The 18738-nt window shown below is 40.6% G+C and carries 15 protein-coding genes; 5 read left to right on the top strand and 10 right to left on the bottom strand.

The annotated features are described in order from the left end of the window. Positions 1 to 104: 104 nt before the first annotated feature. A complete protein-coding gene (locus DUT71_RS05745; RefSeq protein WP_113661551.1) occupies positions 105 to 992 on the top strand; it encodes a polyphosphate kinase 2 family protein in 888 nt (295 codons plus the stop codon). A 3-nt stretch (positions 993 to 995) separates the two neighbouring features. On the opposite strand, the gene DUT71_RS05740 is transcribed toward DUT71_RS05745, so the two are convergent. Next, positions 996 to 1901: a LysR family transcriptional regulator gene (locus DUT71_RS05740; RefSeq protein ID WP_113661550.1), complete on the bottom strand. Its 906-nt coding sequence runs from the start codon at positions 1899 to 1901 to the stop codon at positions 996 to 998. A gap of 93 nt (positions 1902 to 1994) precedes the next feature. On the opposite strand from DUT71_RS05740, the gene DUT71_RS05735 reads away from it, so the two are divergent. Continuing rightward, complete coding sequence (locus DUT71_RS05735) at positions 1995 to 2609, top strand: NAD(P)H-dependent oxidoreductase (RefSeq protein WP_113661549.1); 615 nt, start codon at positions 1995 to 1997, stop codon at positions 2607 to 2609. Between the two features lie 67 nt (positions 2610 to 2676). Here the strand turns inward: DUT71_RS05735 and DUT71_RS05730 are convergent, their stop codons facing one another. Both DUT71_RS05730 and surE read right to left on the bottom strand, forming a co-directional pair. Continuing rightward, on the bottom strand, positions 2677 to 3378 hold the full coding sequence (locus DUT71_RS05730; protein WP_113661548.1) for an SDR family oxidoreductase: 702 nt from the start codon (positions 3376 to 3378) through the stop codon (positions 2677 to 2679). A 184-nt stretch (positions 3379 to 3562) separates the two neighbouring features. Next, positions 3563 to 4288 carry a 5'/3'-nucleotidase SurE gene (gene surE / locus DUT71_RS05725; RefSeq protein ID WP_113661547.1) on the bottom strand — a complete coding sequence of 242 codons (726 nt, stop codon included), beginning with the start codon at positions 4286 to 4288 and terminating at the stop codon, positions 3563 to 3565. A gap of 79 nt (positions 4289 to 4367) precedes the next feature. Between surE and DUT71_RS05720 the strand changes: the two genes are divergently transcribed. From DUT71_RS05720 to DUT71_RS05710, 3 genes are all read left to right on the top strand, one after another. Further along, positions 4368 to 5273, top strand: a complete 906-nt coding sequence (locus DUT71_RS05720; protein ID WP_162795951.1) for a diacylglycerol/lipid kinase family protein — start codon at positions 4368 to 4370, stop codon at positions 5271 to 5273. Between the two features lie 11 nt (positions 5274 to 5284). Then, positions 5285 to 6598, top strand: a complete 1314-nt coding sequence (locus tag DUT71_RS05715) for a M23 family metallopeptidase (protein WP_113661545.1) — start codon at positions 5285 to 5287, stop codon at positions 6596 to 6598. Positions 6599 to 6714: 116 nt separating this feature from the next. Next, positions 6715 to 7929, top strand: a complete 1215-nt coding sequence (locus tag DUT71_RS05710; RefSeq protein WP_113661544.1) for an exo-beta-N-acetylmuramidase NamZ family protein — start codon at positions 6715 to 6717, stop codon at positions 7927 to 7929. Positions 7930 to 8020: 91 nt separating this feature from the next. Here DUT71_RS05710 and DUT71_RS05705 read toward each other — a convergent pair whose 3' ends face one another. The 7 genes from DUT71_RS05705 to DUT71_RS05675 form a co-directional block, all read right to left on the bottom strand. After that, positions 8021 to 9088, bottom strand: coding sequence for a serine hydrolase domain-containing protein (locus DUT71_RS05705; RefSeq protein ID WP_240186866.1), 1068 nt, complete (start codon positions 9086 to 9088; stop codon positions 8021 to 8023). 102 nt (positions 9089 to 9190) lie between these two features. Beyond that, a complete protein-coding gene (gene gcvP, locus DUT71_RS05700; protein ID WP_113661543.1) occupies positions 9191 to 12070 on the bottom strand; it encodes an aminomethyl-transferring glycine dehydrogenase in 2880 nt (959 codons plus the stop codon). A gap of 465 nt (positions 12071 to 12535) precedes the next feature. Continuing rightward, positions 12536 to 13093 (bottom strand): hypothetical protein, encoded by a 558-nt coding sequence (locus DUT71_RS05695; RefSeq protein WP_113661542.1) that lies wholly within the window; start codon positions 13091 to 13093, stop codon positions 12536 to 12538. Between the two features lie 113 nt (positions 13094 to 13206). Next, positions 13207 to 14118 carry an EamA family transporter gene (locus DUT71_RS05690; RefSeq protein WP_113661541.1) on the bottom strand — a complete coding sequence of 304 codons (912 nt, stop codon included), beginning with the start codon at positions 14116 to 14118 and terminating at the stop codon, positions 13207 to 13209. Positions 14119 to 14206: 88 nt separating this feature from the next. After that, positions 14207 to 14923: a pyridoxine 5'-phosphate synthase gene (locus DUT71_RS05685; RefSeq protein ID WP_113661540.1), complete on the bottom strand. Its 717-nt coding sequence runs from the start codon at positions 14921 to 14923 to the stop codon at positions 14207 to 14209. Between the two features lie 78 nt (positions 14924 to 15001). Then, entirely contained in the window at positions 15002 to 15358 is a 357-nt protein-coding gene (locus tag DUT71_RS05680) for a DUF6370 family protein (RefSeq protein ID WP_205313851.1), read from the bottom strand. Positions 15359 to 15568: 210 nt separating this feature from the next. Beyond that, a complete protein-coding gene (locus DUT71_RS05675) occupies positions 15569 to 18697 on the bottom strand; it encodes an efflux RND transporter permease subunit (RefSeq protein WP_113661539.1) in 3129 nt (1042 codons plus the stop codon). Positions 18698 to 18738 lie beyond the last annotated feature (41 nt).

The following is an 18738-nucleotide window of genomic DNA, read 5'->3' as shown; positions in this document are numbered from 1 at the left end:
GTTAAAACAAACAATACAAATTAACGTATTTAATTTTCTTAATTTTAGTTCTATCTTTAAAAATATCCGTAAAAACGCATCTTTTTAACTATTAGCTAATTATTATGACCGTTAAAACAAATACCGATAAGTATCAGGTGAAAGCAGGCCAGAAAATTAAAATGGCCGATTTCGACACCGATTATCATGGACACCTAGATAAGGAAACGGGCAAGAGCGAATTGGACAGGGTAAAACAGGAATTGGCCAAATACCAGGAGGTTTTATATGCCGCTGACTCGCGGGCAGTATTGGTGATTTTTCAAGCGATGGATGCCGCAGGCAAGGATGGTGCCATAGCTCATGTGATGTCGGGGCTGAACCCCCAGGGATGTCAAGTTTACAGCTTTAAAACACCCAATGCCGAGGAATATGACCACGATTTTTTGTGGCGACATTATAAAGCGCTGCCTGAAAGGGGCAGGATAGGCATCCACAACAGATCGCATTACGAAAATGTGTTGGTTTGCAAGGTGCATCCGGAATATGTGCTAGCGGAACGATTGCCTAAATATGATACTGTAGCTAAAATTGATAAGGATTTTTGGAAAAACCGTTATCAGAGCATCCGAAATTTTGAGAAGCACTTAACCGATAACGGTACGGTAATTTTAAAGTTCTTTTTGCATGTTTCTAAAGATGAACAGAAAAAGCGTTTTTTAGATAGGATAGAAGACCCCGCAAAAAACTGGAAGTTTTCCTCTGGAGATCTTAAAGAAAGAGCCCTGTGGGACAAGTATATGGAAGCTTATGAAGAAGCTTTAAATGAAACTTCTACGGATGAAGCACCTTGGTACGTTATTCCAGCAGATAAAAAATGGTACACCCGGTTGGCTGTGAGCCAAATTATTGCTGAAAAGCTAGAAAGCCTGAATTTGCAATATCCCAAGCTGCCAAAAGCAGAGGTAGAAGCCTTAGCGGGCTATAAAGATCAATTGCTTAAAGAAAAGTAATCCTTATTGAGTTTCCCATTTTTGCTTAAAGATATCTTCCAGCTGATTAAGTTCGTGATGGTAGATGGTGTTTTTCCTTTTGCCAAAATATAGGGTATTTTCCAAGGGCTTTGTTCCCTGCCAAACCATTTTTACGTTGTTGTTTTCAATAGCTTCTTTGCAGAGGAAATCGGGAACAATGGAAAAACCGTTGGCATTGCTCAAGCAGCGCAGTATGGAGCTAATGTTAGGCACAATATAGTTGGGACGAAAATCGGGGTGTTCCCCAAAATTTTTTAACCAGAAATTTTTAAGGTGTTCCATATCGCCAGCGGTGCTGTACCATAATTGCTTTTTTAAAAATTGCGTGGCTTCTTGAAACCTGCCTTCTTTTAGCCATTGCTGCAAAAAATCTACTTCTGTGTTCTTTCCCGCAACCAACACAATTTTTTCTTTAGAAAAGGCATCATATAATAGGTTTTTCTGAGCCCCTTTTTGTGGGGTAATGATCAAATCGAGTACGCCGCTATCTAAATCTTGCTGCATTTGCGGATATTCACCAAATTTAATAATCACATTAAATGGAAGTTCTGGGATGTGTTCCTCCAAGGTGTATTGAAAGGTTTCAAAGCACATGCCTACACTAATGGTGGCTCGGTCTGCTTGGGAGCGTTTATGGAAATGCTGTTCTGCAGTTTCCAGTTTCTTAATCGGGTCGATGATGAAATTGTATAAGATTTTTCCCCTTTCGGTAGGCACCATTTTACGGGCTGCTCTGTCAAATAATTTATATCCGGTATAGGCTTCTAACGAATTAAGATGCAAGCTTACCCCGGGCTGAGAAATATATAATGCTTGCGCAGCAGCAGAAAGCGTACCTGTTTCATATATCACCTTGAAAGTTCTTAACCATTCCAGATTTAATTGCATAACTATAATTATTATGATACAAATATACAATTTAAGTTATTTTAATTATATAAAAATACTTAGGACATTTGCATCAGTTTAAAGAAAATTGACATGCAAAAAATATTCATCATCAACGGAGGCCAGCATTTCGCCCATTCTGGCGGGAAATTTAATAGTACTTTAACTGGCTGGACCATCGCTATTTTGAAATCTAATGGTTATGAAGTGAGGACAACCAATATCAACGATGTTTACGAACCTGTTGTTGAAGTAGAAAATTTCAAATGGGCAGATGTAATCATTTACCATACCCCAATCTGGTGGTTTCAGGTACCTAATAAATTGAAACATTATATTGACGAGGTATTTACCGCAGGGCATCAAAATGGTATTTATGCCAGCGATGGTCGTTCAAGAGCAACCCCTGAAATTAATTACGGCACTGGTGGACTGATGCACGGTAAAAAATATATGGTTACTTCTACTTGGAATGCGCCTGAAACTGCTTTTACTTTAGAGGGAGAGTTTTTCGACCAAACTTCGGTAGATCAGGGCGTATTGTTTGGTTTCCATAAAATGAACCAATTTACCGGAATGACCCGTATTCCGGGATTTCATTTCCATGATTTGGAAAAAAATGCTACCCCAGAAAGAATTGCGAACTATAAAGAAAAGTACCAACAACACTTAATGGAACAGTTTAGTGCGGTAGAGCAGTTGAGTTAGTCGTTTTGATTTAGCCACATACACACAGGTTTAGAAGAATGCTTCTGTGTGTATGTGGCTTTTTAGGCTATTTTGTTTTGGTTGGTCGTACTTCAATTTTAGAAGGAAGCACGTTAGGATTTAAGTTCAGTAAATCAACAACCATTTGGCCTAAATCTTCTGGCTGTATTTTCCAAGCGTCGGCCTCATTAGGTTCGTGCTCATTAAAATATGAAGTTACCGAGCCCGGCATAATCGTAGTGGTTTTAATGTCATATTCTCTTAAATCCAACATGGCTGCCTGCGTGAAACCAACTACGCCAAATTTAGAAGCATTGTATCCGGCGCCGTTTGCAAAAAAGTTAGTGCCTGCCAAGCTCGCCATAGAAATGTAATAACCTTTATTTGCTTTAAGCTGGCCAACACTTGCTTTTAACGTATGGAAAACACCTGTTAAATTGGTGTCTATCATCGCATTCCAATCTTCCAAGCTCAATTGGTCAATAGGTGCAAACTTGCCCAAACCTGCGTTAGCAATCACAATATCCAATTTACCAAAAGTGGCAACAATTTGTCCCACCGCTTTTTGCTCGTCTTCAAAACGTCTAACATCAGAAGCAATGGCCAGCACATTATCTCCACCTAAACGTTGTTTAGCTTTTTCTACGTCAGCCTGTTTTCTGCCAGATATGGCAACTTTTAAACCTGCCTTAACTAAAGCTTCGGCAATGCCAAAACCAATTCCCTTTGTGCCGCCGGTAATGTAGGCTACTTTGTTTTCTAAACTCATATTCTTTAAATAAAATTGAAATCAAAATTGCAAAATCAATACGTATTCAATGTTTTCTGTAGGTAAAATATATTAGGGGTTAGGAGATAGGAGCTAGGAACTAGCCAGATAGATTAATTTAAATAGTAGTTACCAACCACTCTCGAAGGTTCGGGACTAACCCCTAATTCCTAGCTACTAATTCCTAATTTCCAATTTTTTCCTTTAACCTCACTTCATCTGTCAAATCTAACCTTAAAGGCGTAATGGAAACGTAGTTGTGTTCCATGGCCCATCTGTCGCTATATTCTTCTGCTTGCTCTAGGGCTTTTACTGAAATCCAGAAGTTTTTCCTGCCCATTGGGTCTTCACCGGGAATAACCGTGCCATCATATAAAGTTACCGATTGCCTTGTCCATTTGATTTGCGTAGGATGTTGCGGAAAATTCACATTGTATAAAGCCGTTTCGCTCGTTTCGAAAAGCATTTCAAGGCATTGCTCCACAAAGGGTTTCAATATCGAGAAATCTGGTTCTGTTTTTCCTACAGGTGTGCTTAAAGCGATTCCCTTTACCCCCAACAACACGGCCTGTTTGGCGGCAGCCAACGTTCCCGAATGCCACATTGAGTTCCCTAGGTTTGGTCCCATGTTTATCCCTGATAGCACCACCTGAGTATCTGGATACATGTGCAGGCCTAAAGCTACACAATCTGCAGGTGTACCGTTTACCCGAAAGGCTTCGATGCCCTCAAAAGTAATGGGCGATTTTTTATAGTTAAGTGGTCTCGAATGGGTAATGGCATGTCCCATGGAGGATTGCTCCACATCGGGTGCTACAATCCTGACGGTTCCAAAACAAAGTGCAATTTGTGCCAAAGCGGCTATCCCTGGACTATAAATTCCATCATCGTTAGTGATCAATATATTCATTGCCAATATTTTTAGTGATGTATTAAAAACTATTATAAGCCTGTTATTGTTGACAAGAAATGAAAATAGCTTGTTGTATATGAAGATAGCGCAGACAAAAATTCAATTGATTCACAACCCAACAGCGGGTGCCGAGGAGCATGAGGCTGAGCATTTAACAGAAATGCTTCATGCAGCCGGTTACCGTTGTAACTACGTTTCTTCTAAAAAGAAATTTACGAAGAAGATGGCTACAGATGTAAAATATATTGCCATTGCAGGGGGCGATGGTACAGTGCGAAAGGTGGCCTTGGCAATGCTGGACAAAAAATTGAAATATAAGAGACCGCTGGCCATTTTGCCCTTGGGCACAGCAAATAACATTACCAGTTCATTAAATATCGAAGAAAATTTGAGATTGAATGCCCAATCGTGGAAGCAAGAAAAGCTGCAAAAGCTAGATGTTGGCGTAGCAAAAACCCGTAGAGAAGAAAAGCATTTTATCGAATCGTTTGGTTTTGGCCTGTTTCCTGCCTTAATAAAATGGATGGACGAGCAGCCTAAAACACCATTTGAAGATCCTAACGATGAGGTGTTTGAAGCTCATAACGCCTTATTGCATTTGGCTAAGCATTACCAGCCAATTCCTGCTACGGTACTTTTTGACGGAAAAGAACTAAGCGATGAATTCCTGATGATCGAATTGCTCAATATTTCGAGGCTGGGACCTAAGTTGATGCTTGCTAAAAACGCTGATCCAGGTGATGGCATGCTGGAGCTAATCCTCATCAAGGCCAAACAGCGCCCATTGATTATCAAATACCTAGAAGAAATAGTGGCGGGGAAAAAGCCCCAATTTCCAATACAGCCCAGCTCCGTAAATCAGTTTAAAATAAAATTAGATACGAAGGATATTCATGTAGACGATGAATTGATGGAAACCTCTCAGCATACCTGGGAAATTGGCGTTTTACCACACATGATAGAAGTTTTGTTAACCAAATAAATGAATAATTGATGAGCCCTAGATGGAGAAATGTGTTGCTTGTTTGTACCTGCGCTTTAGTGGCAGCATGCAAAAGCGGGCCCTTCAACCTGTTGAGGCCTTCGTCGCCGCACCAGCAATATGAGAGAAAGTTGGTAAATGCGGGCCTTAACCAAAGTGCCATGGGAAGCGGATGGGTTAGCAAAGCCAATAATTTGTTGAAAAACGCATCAGGGATTAAAATTCCCTACAAAGAAACCGGCTATTTTGCTGCTGATAAATTTGATGGCGCTAGTTTCAAGTTTAGGCTGGAGCGAGGCCAAATGTTTACGGCCAAGTTAACCAAGCAATCGGTAAATAGTTTTTCCATTTATATGGATATATGGGAGCAAAATGACGATGGCGAATTTAAACTATTGGCTTTTGCCGATAGCATCGGTTCAAATTTACAAATAGAGGCAAAGCGGAGCGGCGATTATTTGCTGCGTTTACAACCAGAGCTTTTGGCCAGCGGATCTTACACCCTTGAATTGACGACTGGTCCATCCTTAGCCTATCCTTTAAAAGCCGTGAACCGAAAACAAATTCAGAGTTTTTTTGGGGTGGGTAGGGATAACAATAGCCGCCGACATGAGGGAATAGACATTTTTTCAGCGTTCAGGACACCTGTTATAGCCGTTTCAGAAGGTACGGTTACGGGGGTTAACGAAAATAATTTAGGTGGCAAGGTGGTTTGGTTCAGGCCAAAAGGAAAAGATTATACCTTATATTACGCTCATTTAGATGAACAATTGGTAACTCCTGGCCAAGAGGTGATGATAGGAGATACCTTAGGATTGATGGGCAATACTGGTAACGCTAAAACTACCCCGCCTCATCTACATTTTGGCGTTTATACCAGTAGCGGTGCAATTGATCCACTTCCTTTTATAGATCCATTAATTACGCCAATTCCTACTATTGATGGCGATATTGCTAAATTAAACACCACTATGCGTGCAAGTAAGTCAGCCGAAATCTCAGATCAATTGCCCTTGCAGCAAACAGAAACCTTGAAACAAAATACGATAGCTCGTGTGCTGGCCGTAACCCGCAATTATTATAAAATAGAATTGCCTAACGGGAAATCTGCTTATGTCCCCAATAAATCTCTTGTGGACGCAAAAACTATCAAAACACTTAAAATAACGACAAACAGCCAATCTTTATTAGATTATCCTGATGTAAATGCAGGTATTAAAACTAGCCTGGCAATTGGAAAAACCGTAAATGTGATTGGGGATTTTGAGGACTTTCAACTGGTTAGCACTACAGATGGAAAAGTAGGATGGATACCTTTGAAATAGAAACAGCCAAAAAAGAATTTTTGATTAAATATTGCAAAAACCTGCAAAAACTTGTAATATCGATTATGTTTCTTGCATTTCTTATTTATCTTTATCATTCAATCAAATAAATAACCATGAAATTGTTTTCCTTTCTAGCTGTTGCTACGCTATTATTCTCTTGCTCGCCAAAAATTAAGGCAATCAAAACCGATACCGCTAATTCAAGTATCAAAACAGGTGCGGAACAAACCGAACTATACTTGCCTTTATTAAAAGGAAAAAGAGTAGCCATATTAGCCAATCAAACTTCAATTATTGGTAAAACCCATTTGGTAGATAGCCTGCAAAAATTGGGTGTTAATATCGTGAAAGTATTTGGTCCAGAGCATGGTTTTAGAGGAAATGCGAGTGCCGGTGCGCAAATTTCAGACGCTGTAGATGAGCGGACCGGAATTCCTATCATCTCGTTATACGGAAAAAAGAACAAGCCAAGTAATGAAGATTTACAGGATGTAGATATTTTAATTTATGATTTGCAGGATGTTGGTGTCCGTTTTTACACCAATATTAATGCTTTGGCTCGCTTAATGGAAGCTTGCGAAGCCAATAAAAAGCCATTACTCATTTTGGATCGGCCAAACCCAAATGGTTATTTAATTGACGGACCTGTATTGGATATGAAATATAAATCCGGTATCGGTATGTTTCCAATTCCAATGTCACATGGTTTAACCGTAGGCGAGTTTGCGCAAATGGTAAATGGCGAAGGTTGGTTAACCAATAAAGTTAAGGCCGATATCAAAATTATTCCAGTGGCCAATTATACACATGATATGCCTTATACATTGCCAGTGCCGCCATCACCAAATTTGAATACGCAACAAGCTATTTTATTATACCCAAGTGTGTGTATGTTTGAGGGTGTTTATGTAAATCATGGCAGGGGAACTTATAACCCTTTCACGGTATTGGGTAGCCCGGCCTACAAGGGAATTTACAGCTTTAGCTTTACCCCAAAAAGTATTAAAGGAATGGCAGAATCACCCATTTTTATGGATGAAGTTTGTTACGGTATCGACTTGCGTAACTATGATACTGAGCTTTTAAGAAAGAGCAAAAAGATTAATTTCAGTTGGATTAAGGAACTCTACAAAGCGCATCCTCAAAAAGAGAAGTTTTTCGAATCTAAGTTCAGCAACCAAATGAACAACATAGAAATTCAAATTGGTCGTGGCGATTTTAGGCAACAGATTATTGATGATGTACCTATTGAAACTATACGGGCAGGTTGGGAGCCAGGTTTAAAAGCCTACAAAAAAATGAGATTAAAGTATGTGCTTTATCCTTAGTGCCAGCTTGCTTCAGATTTAAGACTTCCGAAGTTTTATAAACTTCGGAAGTCTCTCTTAAATTTTAGTAAACCTTTTGTTGAGTTATCGCTCAGTCTTTAAACGTTTCTAATATCAATTTAGCAATATCCCTAGTGACCTGAGTAGGAGAATTACAATCGCAATTGCTCAAACCAATCACATAAATATCTTGTTGGGGCAAATAAACGCCCATGGTTTTAAAACCAAATACACTTCCGCCATGTTCGCGGGACGGATAACCGTTGATTTGGCTGATGTGCCAACCGTATCCATAATTGATGGAAATGCCATTGTTCAATTGGTAGGCAGTGAAAGCTTTTTGGCGGCTGCTGGCTTTAAGTAAGGTGTTTTGATTTAAGGCATTTTGCCATTTCAACATGTCACCCAGGGTAGACATTAAGGCACCTGAGGCGTAAGGAATGTTAAAGCTGATTCTCGTTTTGTTGACATATTGATTGTTCTTTTGCTGATAGCCATAAGCTCTATTTTTGATGATGGCCACATCGCTTGCGTATCTGGAACTGGTCATGCCTGCTTTGGCAAAAATGTTTTTCTGGATATAATGCTCATAGGTGTCTTGTGTGGTGAGCTCAATAATGTAACCCAATATTGCATACCCCGAATTGTTGTATTCAAATTTTTCTCCAGGTAAAAAATCCGCAGGTTCATTTTTAAAGAAATCTACCAGCTCTTTTGGGCTTAGGTCTTTTTGGGCAATTTGTGAGATGGATTTCATCTTGGTAAAATCCTTAATGCCCGAAGTGTGGGAGAGGAGGTGATGGATGGTGATTTGATCTCCGCTGGGATAATCAGGGATATATTTAGAGATAGGGTCTTGAGTAGAAAGTTTATTGGCTTCCTCTAACATTAAAATAGCGATGGCTGTAAACTGTTTGGTGATAGAACCCAATTGGAAAATGTTTTGGGTGTTCATCGCTACCCCTAATTCGATGTTGGCCTTACCGAAAGCTTTTTGGTAGATAGGTTGTCCACCTTTGGCAATTAGAAAGGCACCGCCAGGACCATTCTTATCCTTAAATAGGGCAGAGAGTAAGCTGTCTATTTTTTGCTCATTAATTTGTGCATATACTGGGCATAAAAGTATCATCCAAGCGATGATCAGGAATAATTTCTTCACGTCTTATAATTTTATAATTTGAGACGCAGAAATAAAAAAGTAGGTTACACAAAAAAAGCCCGAACGGTTTAGGTTCGGGCTTTGTATCAGTTGAGGTGAAGATTATGCAGTTGCTTCCTCTTCGATATAGCTCTCCAACGGAGGACAAGCACAAATTAATGAGCGGTCGCCATGACTATCATTAACCCTACCTACCGAAGGCCAGAATTTATAAGCGGCTACATAAGGTAGTGGGAACGCAGCAGTTTGACGGCTGTAATCGTGATTCCATTCGTTTCCGGTCACTACGGCAGCAGTGTGAGGAGCATTTTTCAATGGATTATCTACTTTATCCAAGCCACCATTTTCTACTTGGCTAATCTCGCTTCTAATGGCAATTAAAGCATCACAGAAGCGGTCTAACTCATGCTTAGGCTCACTTTCAGTAGGCTCAACCATTAAGGTGCCGGCTACTGGGAATGATACGGTAGGAGCGTGGAAACCATAGTCCATTAAACGTTTTGCAATATCAACCACTTCAATACCAAAGTTTTTGAAACCACGGCAATCTAAAATCATTTCGTGTGCACAACGGCCATTAGCACCTGCGTACAATACTGGGTAATGTTGCTCTAAGCGAGCTTTCATATAGTTGGCGTTCAAAATGGCATATTTGGTAGCATTGGTTAAACCGTCAGCGCCCATCATCGCAATGTAAGCGTGAGAAATTAACAAAATGCTCGCCGAACCCCAAGGTGCTGAAGATACCGCGTGGATAGATTTCTCTTTTTGAATATCTACCACCGCGTGACCTGGTAAATATTTTACCAAGTGCTCCGCCACACCGATAGGGCCCATACCTGGACCACCACCACCGTGAGGAATACAAAAAGTTTTATGCAAGTTCAGGTGGCAAACGTCGGCGCCAATGTTGGCAGGGCTAGTTAAGCCTACTTGTGCGTTCATGTTGGCACCGTCCATGTAAACCTGTCCACCGTTTTCGTGAATTACTTTACAGATCTCGATAATGCTTTCTTCGAATACACCGTGGGTAGAAGGGTAGGTCACCATTAAGCAAGAAAGATTTTCTGCATGTTCTTTCGCTTTAGCTTTCAAATCTTCTACATCAATTTCACCTTTTTCGGTAGATTTTACTACGACGATTTTCATACCAGCCATCGCCGCCGAAGCAGGGTTGGTGCCATGTGCCGAAGCAGGAATTAAGGCAATGTTACGATGATGGTCGCCACGGTCTTGGTGGTAAGCTCTAATCACCATTAAACCAGCGTATTCACCTTGGGCGCCAGCATTAGGTTGGAAACTCATTGAAGCAAATCCAGTGATTTCACTTAACCATTTATCCAATTCATCAAATACAGTATAGTAACCTAAAACCTGGTCGCTAGGTGCAAATGGATGGATTTTGCTAAACTCAGGCCAGGTTACCGGAATCATCTCTGTGGTAGCATTAAGTTTCATGGTACATGAACCTAAAGCAATCATCGAGTGGCAAAGAGATAAATCTTTAGCCTCTAATGATTTGATGTAACGCAACATCTCATGTTCAGAGTGGTGCGAATTAAATACTGGGTGAGTTAAATATTCAGAAGTACGTTGTAATTCAGTAGGGATAGTGGTGCTTACCTTGTCAACTACCACCACACTATCTGTAGCAATTGCTTTTACTTTAGAGAAAATACGAACCAGTAGACTAACATCTGCAAAGTTGGTGGTTTCGTCTAATGAGATGGTGGCTTTGTCACCTTGATAGTTAAGGTTAATATTGTTGTCTAAACAATCTTTGTGAATGGCACCTTTTAAATCGCCAAGCTCAACTTCAATCGTGTCAAAATAAGCTTGGTTGTTTACTTTGTAGCCAATTGCTTTTAACGATTCGGCCAATGAAATGGTTAAGCCATGCGTACGTTCAGCAATTAATTTTAAACCTTTTGGACCATGATAAGCGGCGTAAAAGCCAGCCATAATGGCCAATAAAGCTTGTGCGGTACAAATGTTAGACGTTGCTTTGTCTCTACGGATGTGCTGCTCACGAGTTTGTAGCGCCATACGTAAAGCATAATTGTCATTGCTATCAATGGTTACCCCAATAATACGGCCAGGGATTGAGCGTTTGTATTCATCCTTAGTGGCAAAATAGGCCGCGTGAGGGCCGCCAAATCCCATAGGGATACCAAAACGTTGGGTAGTACCTACCACTACATCGGCACCCCATTCTCCTGGAGGAGTTAACAAGGTTAAGCTCAACAAATCGGCAATAACGGTTAATTTAACGCTTTGCTCGTGTAGGGCAGTGGCAAAACTGCTATAGTCGTAAACTTCTCCGTTGCCTGCCGGGTATTGAACAATGGCACCAAAGAACTCAGCAGTAGGTTCAAAAGTTTCGTGGTTGCCAATCACCAACTCAATCCCGAAAGGATTGGCCCTGGTTTTTAAAATATCAATGGTTTGAGCAAAAATAGCTTCAGACACAAAGTACTTGTTGCCTTGCTCTTTTTTGCGCAAGCTGTATTGCATAAACATGGCTTCGGCAGCGGCAGTGCCTTCGTCCAATAACGACGCATTGGCAATTTCCATTCCAGTAAGGTCAATGACCATGGTTTGGAAATTCAACAAAGCCTGTAAGCGGCCCTGCGCAATTTCAGCTTGATATGGCGTATATTGCGTGTACCATCCTGGATTTTCAAATACGTTACGTAAAATTACACCAGGGGTGATGTTGTCGTAATAACCCTGTCCAATAAATGATTTGAAAACTTTGTTCAAAGAAGCCGTTTGCTTAAGGCTACTTAAATAATCAACTTCAGATTTTGCTTCCGGTAAATTCAAACCTTGCTTTAATCTAATAGCTGCGGGAACTGTTTGCTCAATTAATTCGTCAATAGAATTAACGCCTACGGTTTCTAACATTGCCTTGGTATCGGCCTCATTTGGCGCAATATGGCGGTCTTTAAAGTTTTCTTGGTAATGGATGTTTAAGCTCATTGAATGCTAGCATTTTTAATGCCCGCAAAGGTAAGTATTTTAAAGGAGATATAATCGTAACAAATCCTTAATAAAAGTCATTTTTGAGCTGATAAAATCTATCGTTTTTGTAGGGGAAAGAGAGGTTTCTTGTTTTAATTGTTTTGAAAAGCAAGTTTTGGTTTTCATCGCTTCCAGTAGTCCTGCTATTCACTTCAATCTTTTTATGAACGGATTTGCCTAAGCCTCACAGGTTTTTAAAACCCGCGAGGCTTGTTCGAGTGAGTACAACAAAAAGTATTTCCGTTGCTATCAGGTTTAGTTTACAACGTTTGGTGTGATATTGTAGAAACGAAAATAGGAGCGTCATTGCGAGCTTTGCGAAGCAATCTTACAACATTAATTTGCTACAGTCGAAATGGTGGACAGCATTTCTAATCCTTAAAACTAATTACTTGTCCCCAATACCTAACTCGTAAAAAAAAACTATTTCCTCACTTTCCAACCCTCTTCCTTATCATATTTCAAACGATAGGTTTTAGTTAAAAACTCACTATTTTCCTCAGGTTTTCTTTGGAAGGGAGCAAAGGGCGTATTCGTCTTTTTTAAGGATACCGTTACTTTGGCCGTAGCATCGTTCACTTTGGAAAAGTCTACAGGTTTTTCGTCGGTGAGTTCATAAGTTACCGCTTTAACCGTAGCTTGATTAGCATCTTGTTTCAGTACAAACTCGCTGGCCTTTTGGGTAAGTTTTGCACTGTACACATAGCTGCTGTCTTTGGATAAGAATTTCTTTTTAGAGCTAAGCAAAGTTAGGGTAATATAGCCTTCATCCGCCAATTGGCGATAATTTTCCAGTTCCGCATATTCCTTTTCGCTATTGAACTTGAGTTCCCCAAAATCGAACTTGGTGGTTTTGTACTCCGGATTTCCCTTCAGGTAAGTGGTGATTACTTTTCCAGCTTCATCTGTATTAATGGTAGAAGTGTTTTTACAGGCAAATATGGTAGTGGCTAATAATGCTGCTAATATGGTCTTTTTCATAGCGTTTTATTTTAATCCTCCCTCTTTAATTCTCCCTCCAAAGGGAGACACTAGATGCCTAAGCAAAATGCATATCCCCCTCTTTGAGGGGGCAGGGGGAGGAGTCTTTAAATTTAAGTTTTTCTTTTAAAGTTATTCGCCTTCTTTAAATTTTCCAAATTTGGAAGAATCATGGATGATAAAATAATCAAAACACCAATCCATTGGATAAAACTAACTTCTTCATGTAACACCAAAGCCGACATGCTCACCGCTACCGGAAGTTCGGCAGAGCTTAGGATAGAGCTTAAAGTTAAGCCAATTTTAGGAATGCCCGAGGCAAAACACAAAGGAGGGATTACGGTACCGAACACTGCTAAAATCAATCCCCATTTAAATAAACTGCCCCCTAAAGCTCCATTGATTAGGAAATTGGGTGGCAGTACAACAAAAATTAAAATACATGCACCCGTAATCATCAGCGCACTTTTCTGAATGGGTGGATATTCGTTGCCCAAATTGCCGTTGAACAATAGGAATATGGCATAGCAAAGTGCGGCTACCAGCCCATAGCCTATGCCAAGTAGCTTAAGTTCGCTACCTGAATGTTCGAAATAACCACTAGCGGCAACAGTGCCAATCAAAATGAAAATAATGGCTAATATTTGAAGTTTGCTAGGTATCTTTTTAAAGAAAATAAACGCTAATAAGGAGCTGATCCAAACAAATTGCATCAACAAAATAATGGCTACAGAAGCAGGGATTAGCTTTACACATTGGTAATAGGTTAAACTCACCAATCCAGTAAAAGTGCCTGCCAAGATCAGTTTAAGCCAATGTGTTTTAATAATAGGTTTTGGCTGATCTTTGCTTTGCGTTTTGCGCTGGATAAAATAAACACTCCACAAAAGGATCACGCCAAATAGCGCCTGTGTACCTGTCACGTCGCCAAGGGTATAGCCTTCTTTGTACGCCAGTTTTACAAAGGTGGAAAGTATACCAAAACTACAAGCGCCAAATAGAACTAATAAAATGCCTCTAAGCATTAAGTTGAAAATTAAGAGTTGAAATTTAAACTGTTGAGAGATCGGATATTAGTTTTAATTACTACCACTAATCGCTAACTCCTGGTCCTTAATTAAGTTGTGCCAAATAACGTTTAATGGTTTCTTCTAATCCTAAATAAAGGGCATCACTTACTAAGGCATGGCCAATGGAAACTTCTAGTAAATTAGGGATGGTTTTTGCAAAATATTTCAGGTTGTGCAAATCCAAATCGTGTCCTGCGTTAAGTCCAAGGCCTAGTTGGTTGGCTTTAATGGCTGCCGCTAGGTAAGGAGCAATGGCTTTTTCTCTATCGATATGGTAGTGCTGGGCGTAAGCTTCGGTATAAAGTTCAATTCTATCGGTTCCAGTACTTACGGCCGCTTCAACCATTTCCACTACGGGATCAACAAAAATAGAAACACGGATACCTGCATCTTTAAATACAGCCACCATCTCCTTTAAATAATCCTGGTGTTTAATGGTGTCCCAGCCATGGTTAGAGGTAATTTGGCCTTCTGCATCTGGAACTAAAGTGACTTGAGCGGGTTTGTTGGCCAATACAAGGTCTACAAATTTTTGCTCCCTGCAATTGCCTTCTATGTTAAATTCTGTAGCAATAACAGCCTTAAGATCAAAAGTATCTTGGTAACGGATATGTCGCTCATCGGGGCGGGGATGTACTGTAATGCCCTGCGCACCGAAACGTTCACAATCTAGGGCTACTTTTACCAAATCAGGGTTGTTGCCGCCTCTGCTATTGCGTAAAGTGGCTATTTTATTGATGTTAACCGATAACTTTGTCATGCCACAAAGATATGGTTTAGCCACAGATACACGGATAAAAAATTCAAACTAAAATCGGCGCATCTGCGGCTGTAATGATTATGGTTTTGGTTTGGAAGTTTTCTTTTCTTCTACCAATTGGATTGATTTTGCTTTAAATCTGCCATCTACCACTTCGCCGGTAGCTACTGCTTTTCTAACGGCATTGCAAAAACCATCGTCAGCATGGGCATCCCCGAAATCGTCAATTTTTCTGCCGTCAACGAAGTAGGTTGCACCATCAATTTTTATGGCCAGGTCGCAGCCTTTGCCCGGCATTTTGAACATACATTCGCCGCAGGCTACTTCAACGGCTTTTTTCTCGATTTTTTGAGCCGCTGCTTTACTAGGGGTGGTTTGTGCATTTGCGAAAAAGGCAAAACTTGCAAATAATATCAGTAAGCTTAATTTTTTCATTTTTTGGTGGTTAGTTCATGATATCTACAAATATGGTAAATATTAAATAGTAATGAATGATTTTCGTCAAATACATCTGGTTATGGTTGAATGCTTGCTTTTTAACGACGAAACATCTTTGCGTTCTTTGCGTCACTCTTCTTTTTCCTTCGCGTTAAAATTTAACCGCAAAGAGTTTCAAAGTATTCGCAAAGAACGCAAAGGTTAGCCCTAACTAATCACCTGCTGTAAATGTTTAACTTTCTTTCGGTAACTCCAATAAAAAACAATAGGATATACAAATAAATTAAATAAAGTATTGGTGATTAAACCTCCAATGACTACTACCGCTAACGGCTTGGAGGCTTCGGAACCTATCCCCGTGGAAAGTGCTGCTGGCAGCAGCCCAATGGCGGCCATTAAGGCAGTCATAATTACGGGTCGCATACGATTGGCAACGCCATCTTTCACGGCATCGGCAAAAGTCCAACTGGGATGGTGTTTAAGCTCGGCAATGTTGCTTTTGAACTTGGTGATCAGGATTACGCCATTTTGTACGCAAATCCCAAACAGGGCAATAAATCCTATCCCTGCCGAGATGTTAAAGTTGATACCTGCGGCGAGTAGGGCTAGGATGCCACCAATCATGGCAAAAGGTACGTTGTTAAGTACTAGCAGGGAGTCTTTGGCATTGCCGAATAAAATGAACAGGATAAAGAAAATCAGTAATAAACTAATAGGAACTGCTTGGGAAAGCTGCTTGCTTGCCCTTTGCTGATTTTCAAAGTCTCCTGCCCATTCTAAACGGTATGGCTTTGGCAACTTGATGGCTGCGTTTACTTTTTGTTGTGCTTCGGCAATTACACTTCCCATATCCCTACCACGGATAGAGAATTTGATGGCGCCGTAGCGGGTGTGTTTGTCACGATAAATCATGCTGGGGCCAGTGATTTTTTTGATGCGGGCAATTTCGCCCAGTGGTACTTTTGAGCCCGAAATGGTAGGCACGCGTAGGTTGGCAATGGCTGTTTCGTCGTTCCTGAAATCTTCCGGATAACGAATGACCAAATCAAATTTTTTCTCGCCCTCGTAAATTTGGGTAGCCGCTTTACCACCAATGGCCATTTCTACTACCGCATTGGCATCGGCGGTACTTACGCCATATAAGCCCATTTTGCGTTGACTAAGGTCTATTTGTAGCTCTGGTTGACCTAAGTTCCTTAAGATCCCCAAATCTTCAATACCATCAACGGTTTTAAGGATGTTGTAAATTTTTTCTTCCTCCTGCTCAATATATTCGAAATTATCACCGAACAGTTTCACTACAATAGAACCTTTCACCCCCGAAACGGCTTCTTCCACATTATCTGAAATAGGTTGGGAGAAGTTTAAACTAATGCCTGGAAATCCTTTCAGTTTTTCCTGCATACGTTCAATCAGCTGTTCCTTGGTTTGTTTGCGCTTCCATTCCTTTTTTGGGTAAATGTCTACGTGGAATTCCATGTTGTAAAAACCAGTGGCATCAGTACCATCGTTAGGACGTCCGGTTTGGGAGAGTACCTGTTTTACCTCTTCAAAACTTAAGAAGATTTTACGCATATCGTTGGATAGCTTTTTGGTTTCATCCAATGAAATACTGAGTGGGCCAGTAGCACGAACGTAAATGGAACCTTCATCTAAATTCGGCAAAAATTCACTTCCCAAAAACTTGAAACTCACTACGCCGATAATTAAAATGACAATTGAGGTTGCGAATGCTATTTTTTTGAATTTAAAGCATTTATCGTAAATTTTTAAGGTATGCTTGGTGACAAATTCCAGAAAGAAATTATGTTTTTCCCTTACGTTCTTTTTAAGGAGCATACTGGCCATGGCTGGTACTAAAGTAAAGGTAAGTAACAAGGCTCCCAATAGGGCAAAGCTCAAGGTCCAGGCCAAAGGCGAAAACATTTTACCTTCTACTTTTTCGAAGGTGAAGATGGGCATCAAACCTGTAATGATGATCAGTTTGGCAAAGAAAATCCCTTTTCCGTTTTCTAAACAAGCCTTTTTGATGAGGCCTAGCTTGCTGATTTTGTTGAACTTTTCCATGCCCACGGCTTTGGCTTTATGGTCGAGCACTACAAAAATGCCTTCCACCATTACCACGGCGCCATCTATGATGATTCCAAAGTCGATAGCACCCATAGAAAGTAAATTGGCCGACATCCCCTTTAGTTTTAGGCAGATGAAGGCAAACAATAGGGCCAAAGGAATAACTACCGATACAATGAGTGTAGTCCGCCAGTCGGCCATGAAAAGAAACACAATCACCGTAACAAACAAAATGCCCTCGAACATGTTGCCCATTACGGTATGGGTAGCAAAATTCACCAGATCTTCGCGGTCGTAAAAGGCTTTGATTTTCACATCATCAGGTAGGATGTTGTTGTTGATGTCCTCAATCTTTACTTTCAGTTTTTTAATCACTTCGCTCGGGTTTTCGCCTTTGCGCATCACCACAATGCCCTCTACCACATCGGGGTCGTAATCTCTGCCCACTTGTCCTAAACGCGGCAGTGCCGATTCGGTTACTTCTGCAATGGTTTTTACGTAAATCGGTGTGCCATTGTAGTTGTCTACCACTACATTCTTAATCTCTTCAATATTGTTGAGTACGCCAATGCCACGTACCACATAGGCTTGTCCACCTTGTACAATCACATCGCCACCAACGTTAATGTTGCTTTTGGAAACAGCGTCAAAAAGTTCGGTTGCACTAATGTTGTATTGAATGGCTTTTTGCGGGTCAACGGTAATCTGGTAGGTTTTTACTTCGCCACCAAAACTCACTACATCGGCTATGCCTGAAACGGACAACAATTCACGTTGAATAGTCCAATCCTGAATGGTTTTAAGTTCCCGGATGTTTTTTTTATCGCTGGTAAGCGTGTATCGGAAAATTTCGCCAGTAGGCCCATAAGGGGGCTGAACCTCGGGCTGTACGCCATCAGGTAAATCTGCTTCCTCAATATGGTTGTTGATTTGCACCCGTGCAAAAGCGTAATCTACCTCATCGTCAAAAGTAACCTTCACAATGGATAGGCCAAAAAGGGAAGAGGAGCGGATGCTGGTCCGTTTTTCCGTAGGGTTCATGGCAATTTCCAGCGGACGGCTTACAAATTTCTCTACTTCTTCGGCGCTTCTGCCAGGCCATTGCGTAATAATGGTAACACTGGTATTGGTGACATCGGGAAAGGCCTCAATGGTGGTTTTCTTGAAACTGAGATAGCCCGCCAAAATGAGGATGAACGTGGTAAAGAAAATAAAGTATTTATTTTTTAGGGAAAACCCGATAATGGTTTTGATGAACTTGTTCATGTGGGATTATTTTTAAAAATCGACTCTAGTGAAACAGCCCC

The sequence above is a fragment of the Pedobacter nanyangensis genome, from assembly GCF_003313505.1.
GTDB lineage: Bacteria > Bacteroidota > Bacteroidia > Sphingobacteriales > Sphingobacteriaceae > Pedobacter > Pedobacter nanyangensis.
Note: the sequence above shows the minus strand (reverse complement) of the source record. Positions and strands in the feature narration are given on the sequence as shown.

What these genes read in the sequence shown, in the direction of transcription:
- DUT71_RS05745 (WP_113661551.1), top strand. Translation starts at nt 105, where the DNA reads ATGACCGTTAAAACAAATACCGATAAGTATCAGGTGAAAGCAGGCCAG.
- DUT71_RS05740 (WP_113661550.1), bottom strand. Translation starts at nt 1,901, where the DNA reads ATGCAATTAAATCTGGAATGGTTAAGAACTTTCAAGGTGATATATGAA.
- DUT71_RS05735 (WP_113661549.1), top strand. Translation starts at nt 1,995, where the DNA reads ATGCAAAAAATATTCATCATCAACGGAGGCCAGCATTTCGCCCATTCT.
- DUT71_RS05730 (WP_113661548.1), bottom strand. Translation starts at nt 3,378, where the DNA reads ATGAGTTTAGAAAACAAAGTAGCCTACATTACCGGCGGCACAAAGGGA.
- surE (WP_113661547.1), bottom strand. Translation starts at nt 4,288, where the DNA reads ATGAATATATTGATCACTAACGATGATGGAATTTATAGTCCAGGGATA.
- DUT71_RS05720 (WP_162795951.1), top strand. Translation starts at nt 4,368, where the DNA reads ATGAAGATAGCGCAGACAAAAATTCAATTGATTCACAACCCAACAGCG.
- DUT71_RS05715 (WP_113661545.1), top strand. Translation starts at nt 5,285, where the DNA reads ATGAGCCCTAGATGGAGAAATGTGTTGCTTGTTTGTACCTGCGCTTTA.
- DUT71_RS05710 (WP_113661544.1), top strand. Translation starts at nt 6,715, where the DNA reads ATGAAATTGTTTTCCTTTCTAGCTGTTGCTACGCTATTATTCTCTTGC.
- gcvP (WP_113661543.1), bottom strand. Translation starts at nt 12,070, where the DNA reads ATGAGCTTAAACATCCATTACCAAGAAAACTTTAAAGACCGCCATATT.
- DUT71_RS05695 (WP_113661542.1), bottom strand. Translation starts at nt 13,093, where the DNA reads ATGAAAAAGACCATATTAGCAGCATTATTAGCCACTACCATATTTGCC.
- DUT71_RS05690 (WP_113661541.1), bottom strand. Translation starts at nt 14,118, where the DNA reads ATGCTTAGAGGCATTTTATTAGTTCTATTTGGCGCTTGTAGTTTTGGT.
- DUT71_RS05685 (WP_113661540.1), bottom strand. Translation starts at nt 14,923, where the DNA reads ATGACAAAGTTATCGGTTAACATCAATAAAATAGCCACTTTACGCAAT.
- DUT71_RS05680 (WP_205313851.1), bottom strand. Translation starts at nt 15,358, where the DNA reads ATGAAAAAATTAAGCTTACTGATATTATTTGCAAGTTTTGCCTTTTTC.
- DUT71_RS05675 (WP_113661539.1), bottom strand. Translation starts at nt 18,697, where the DNA reads ATGAACAAGTTCATCAAAACCATTATCGGGTTTTCCCTAAAAAATAAA.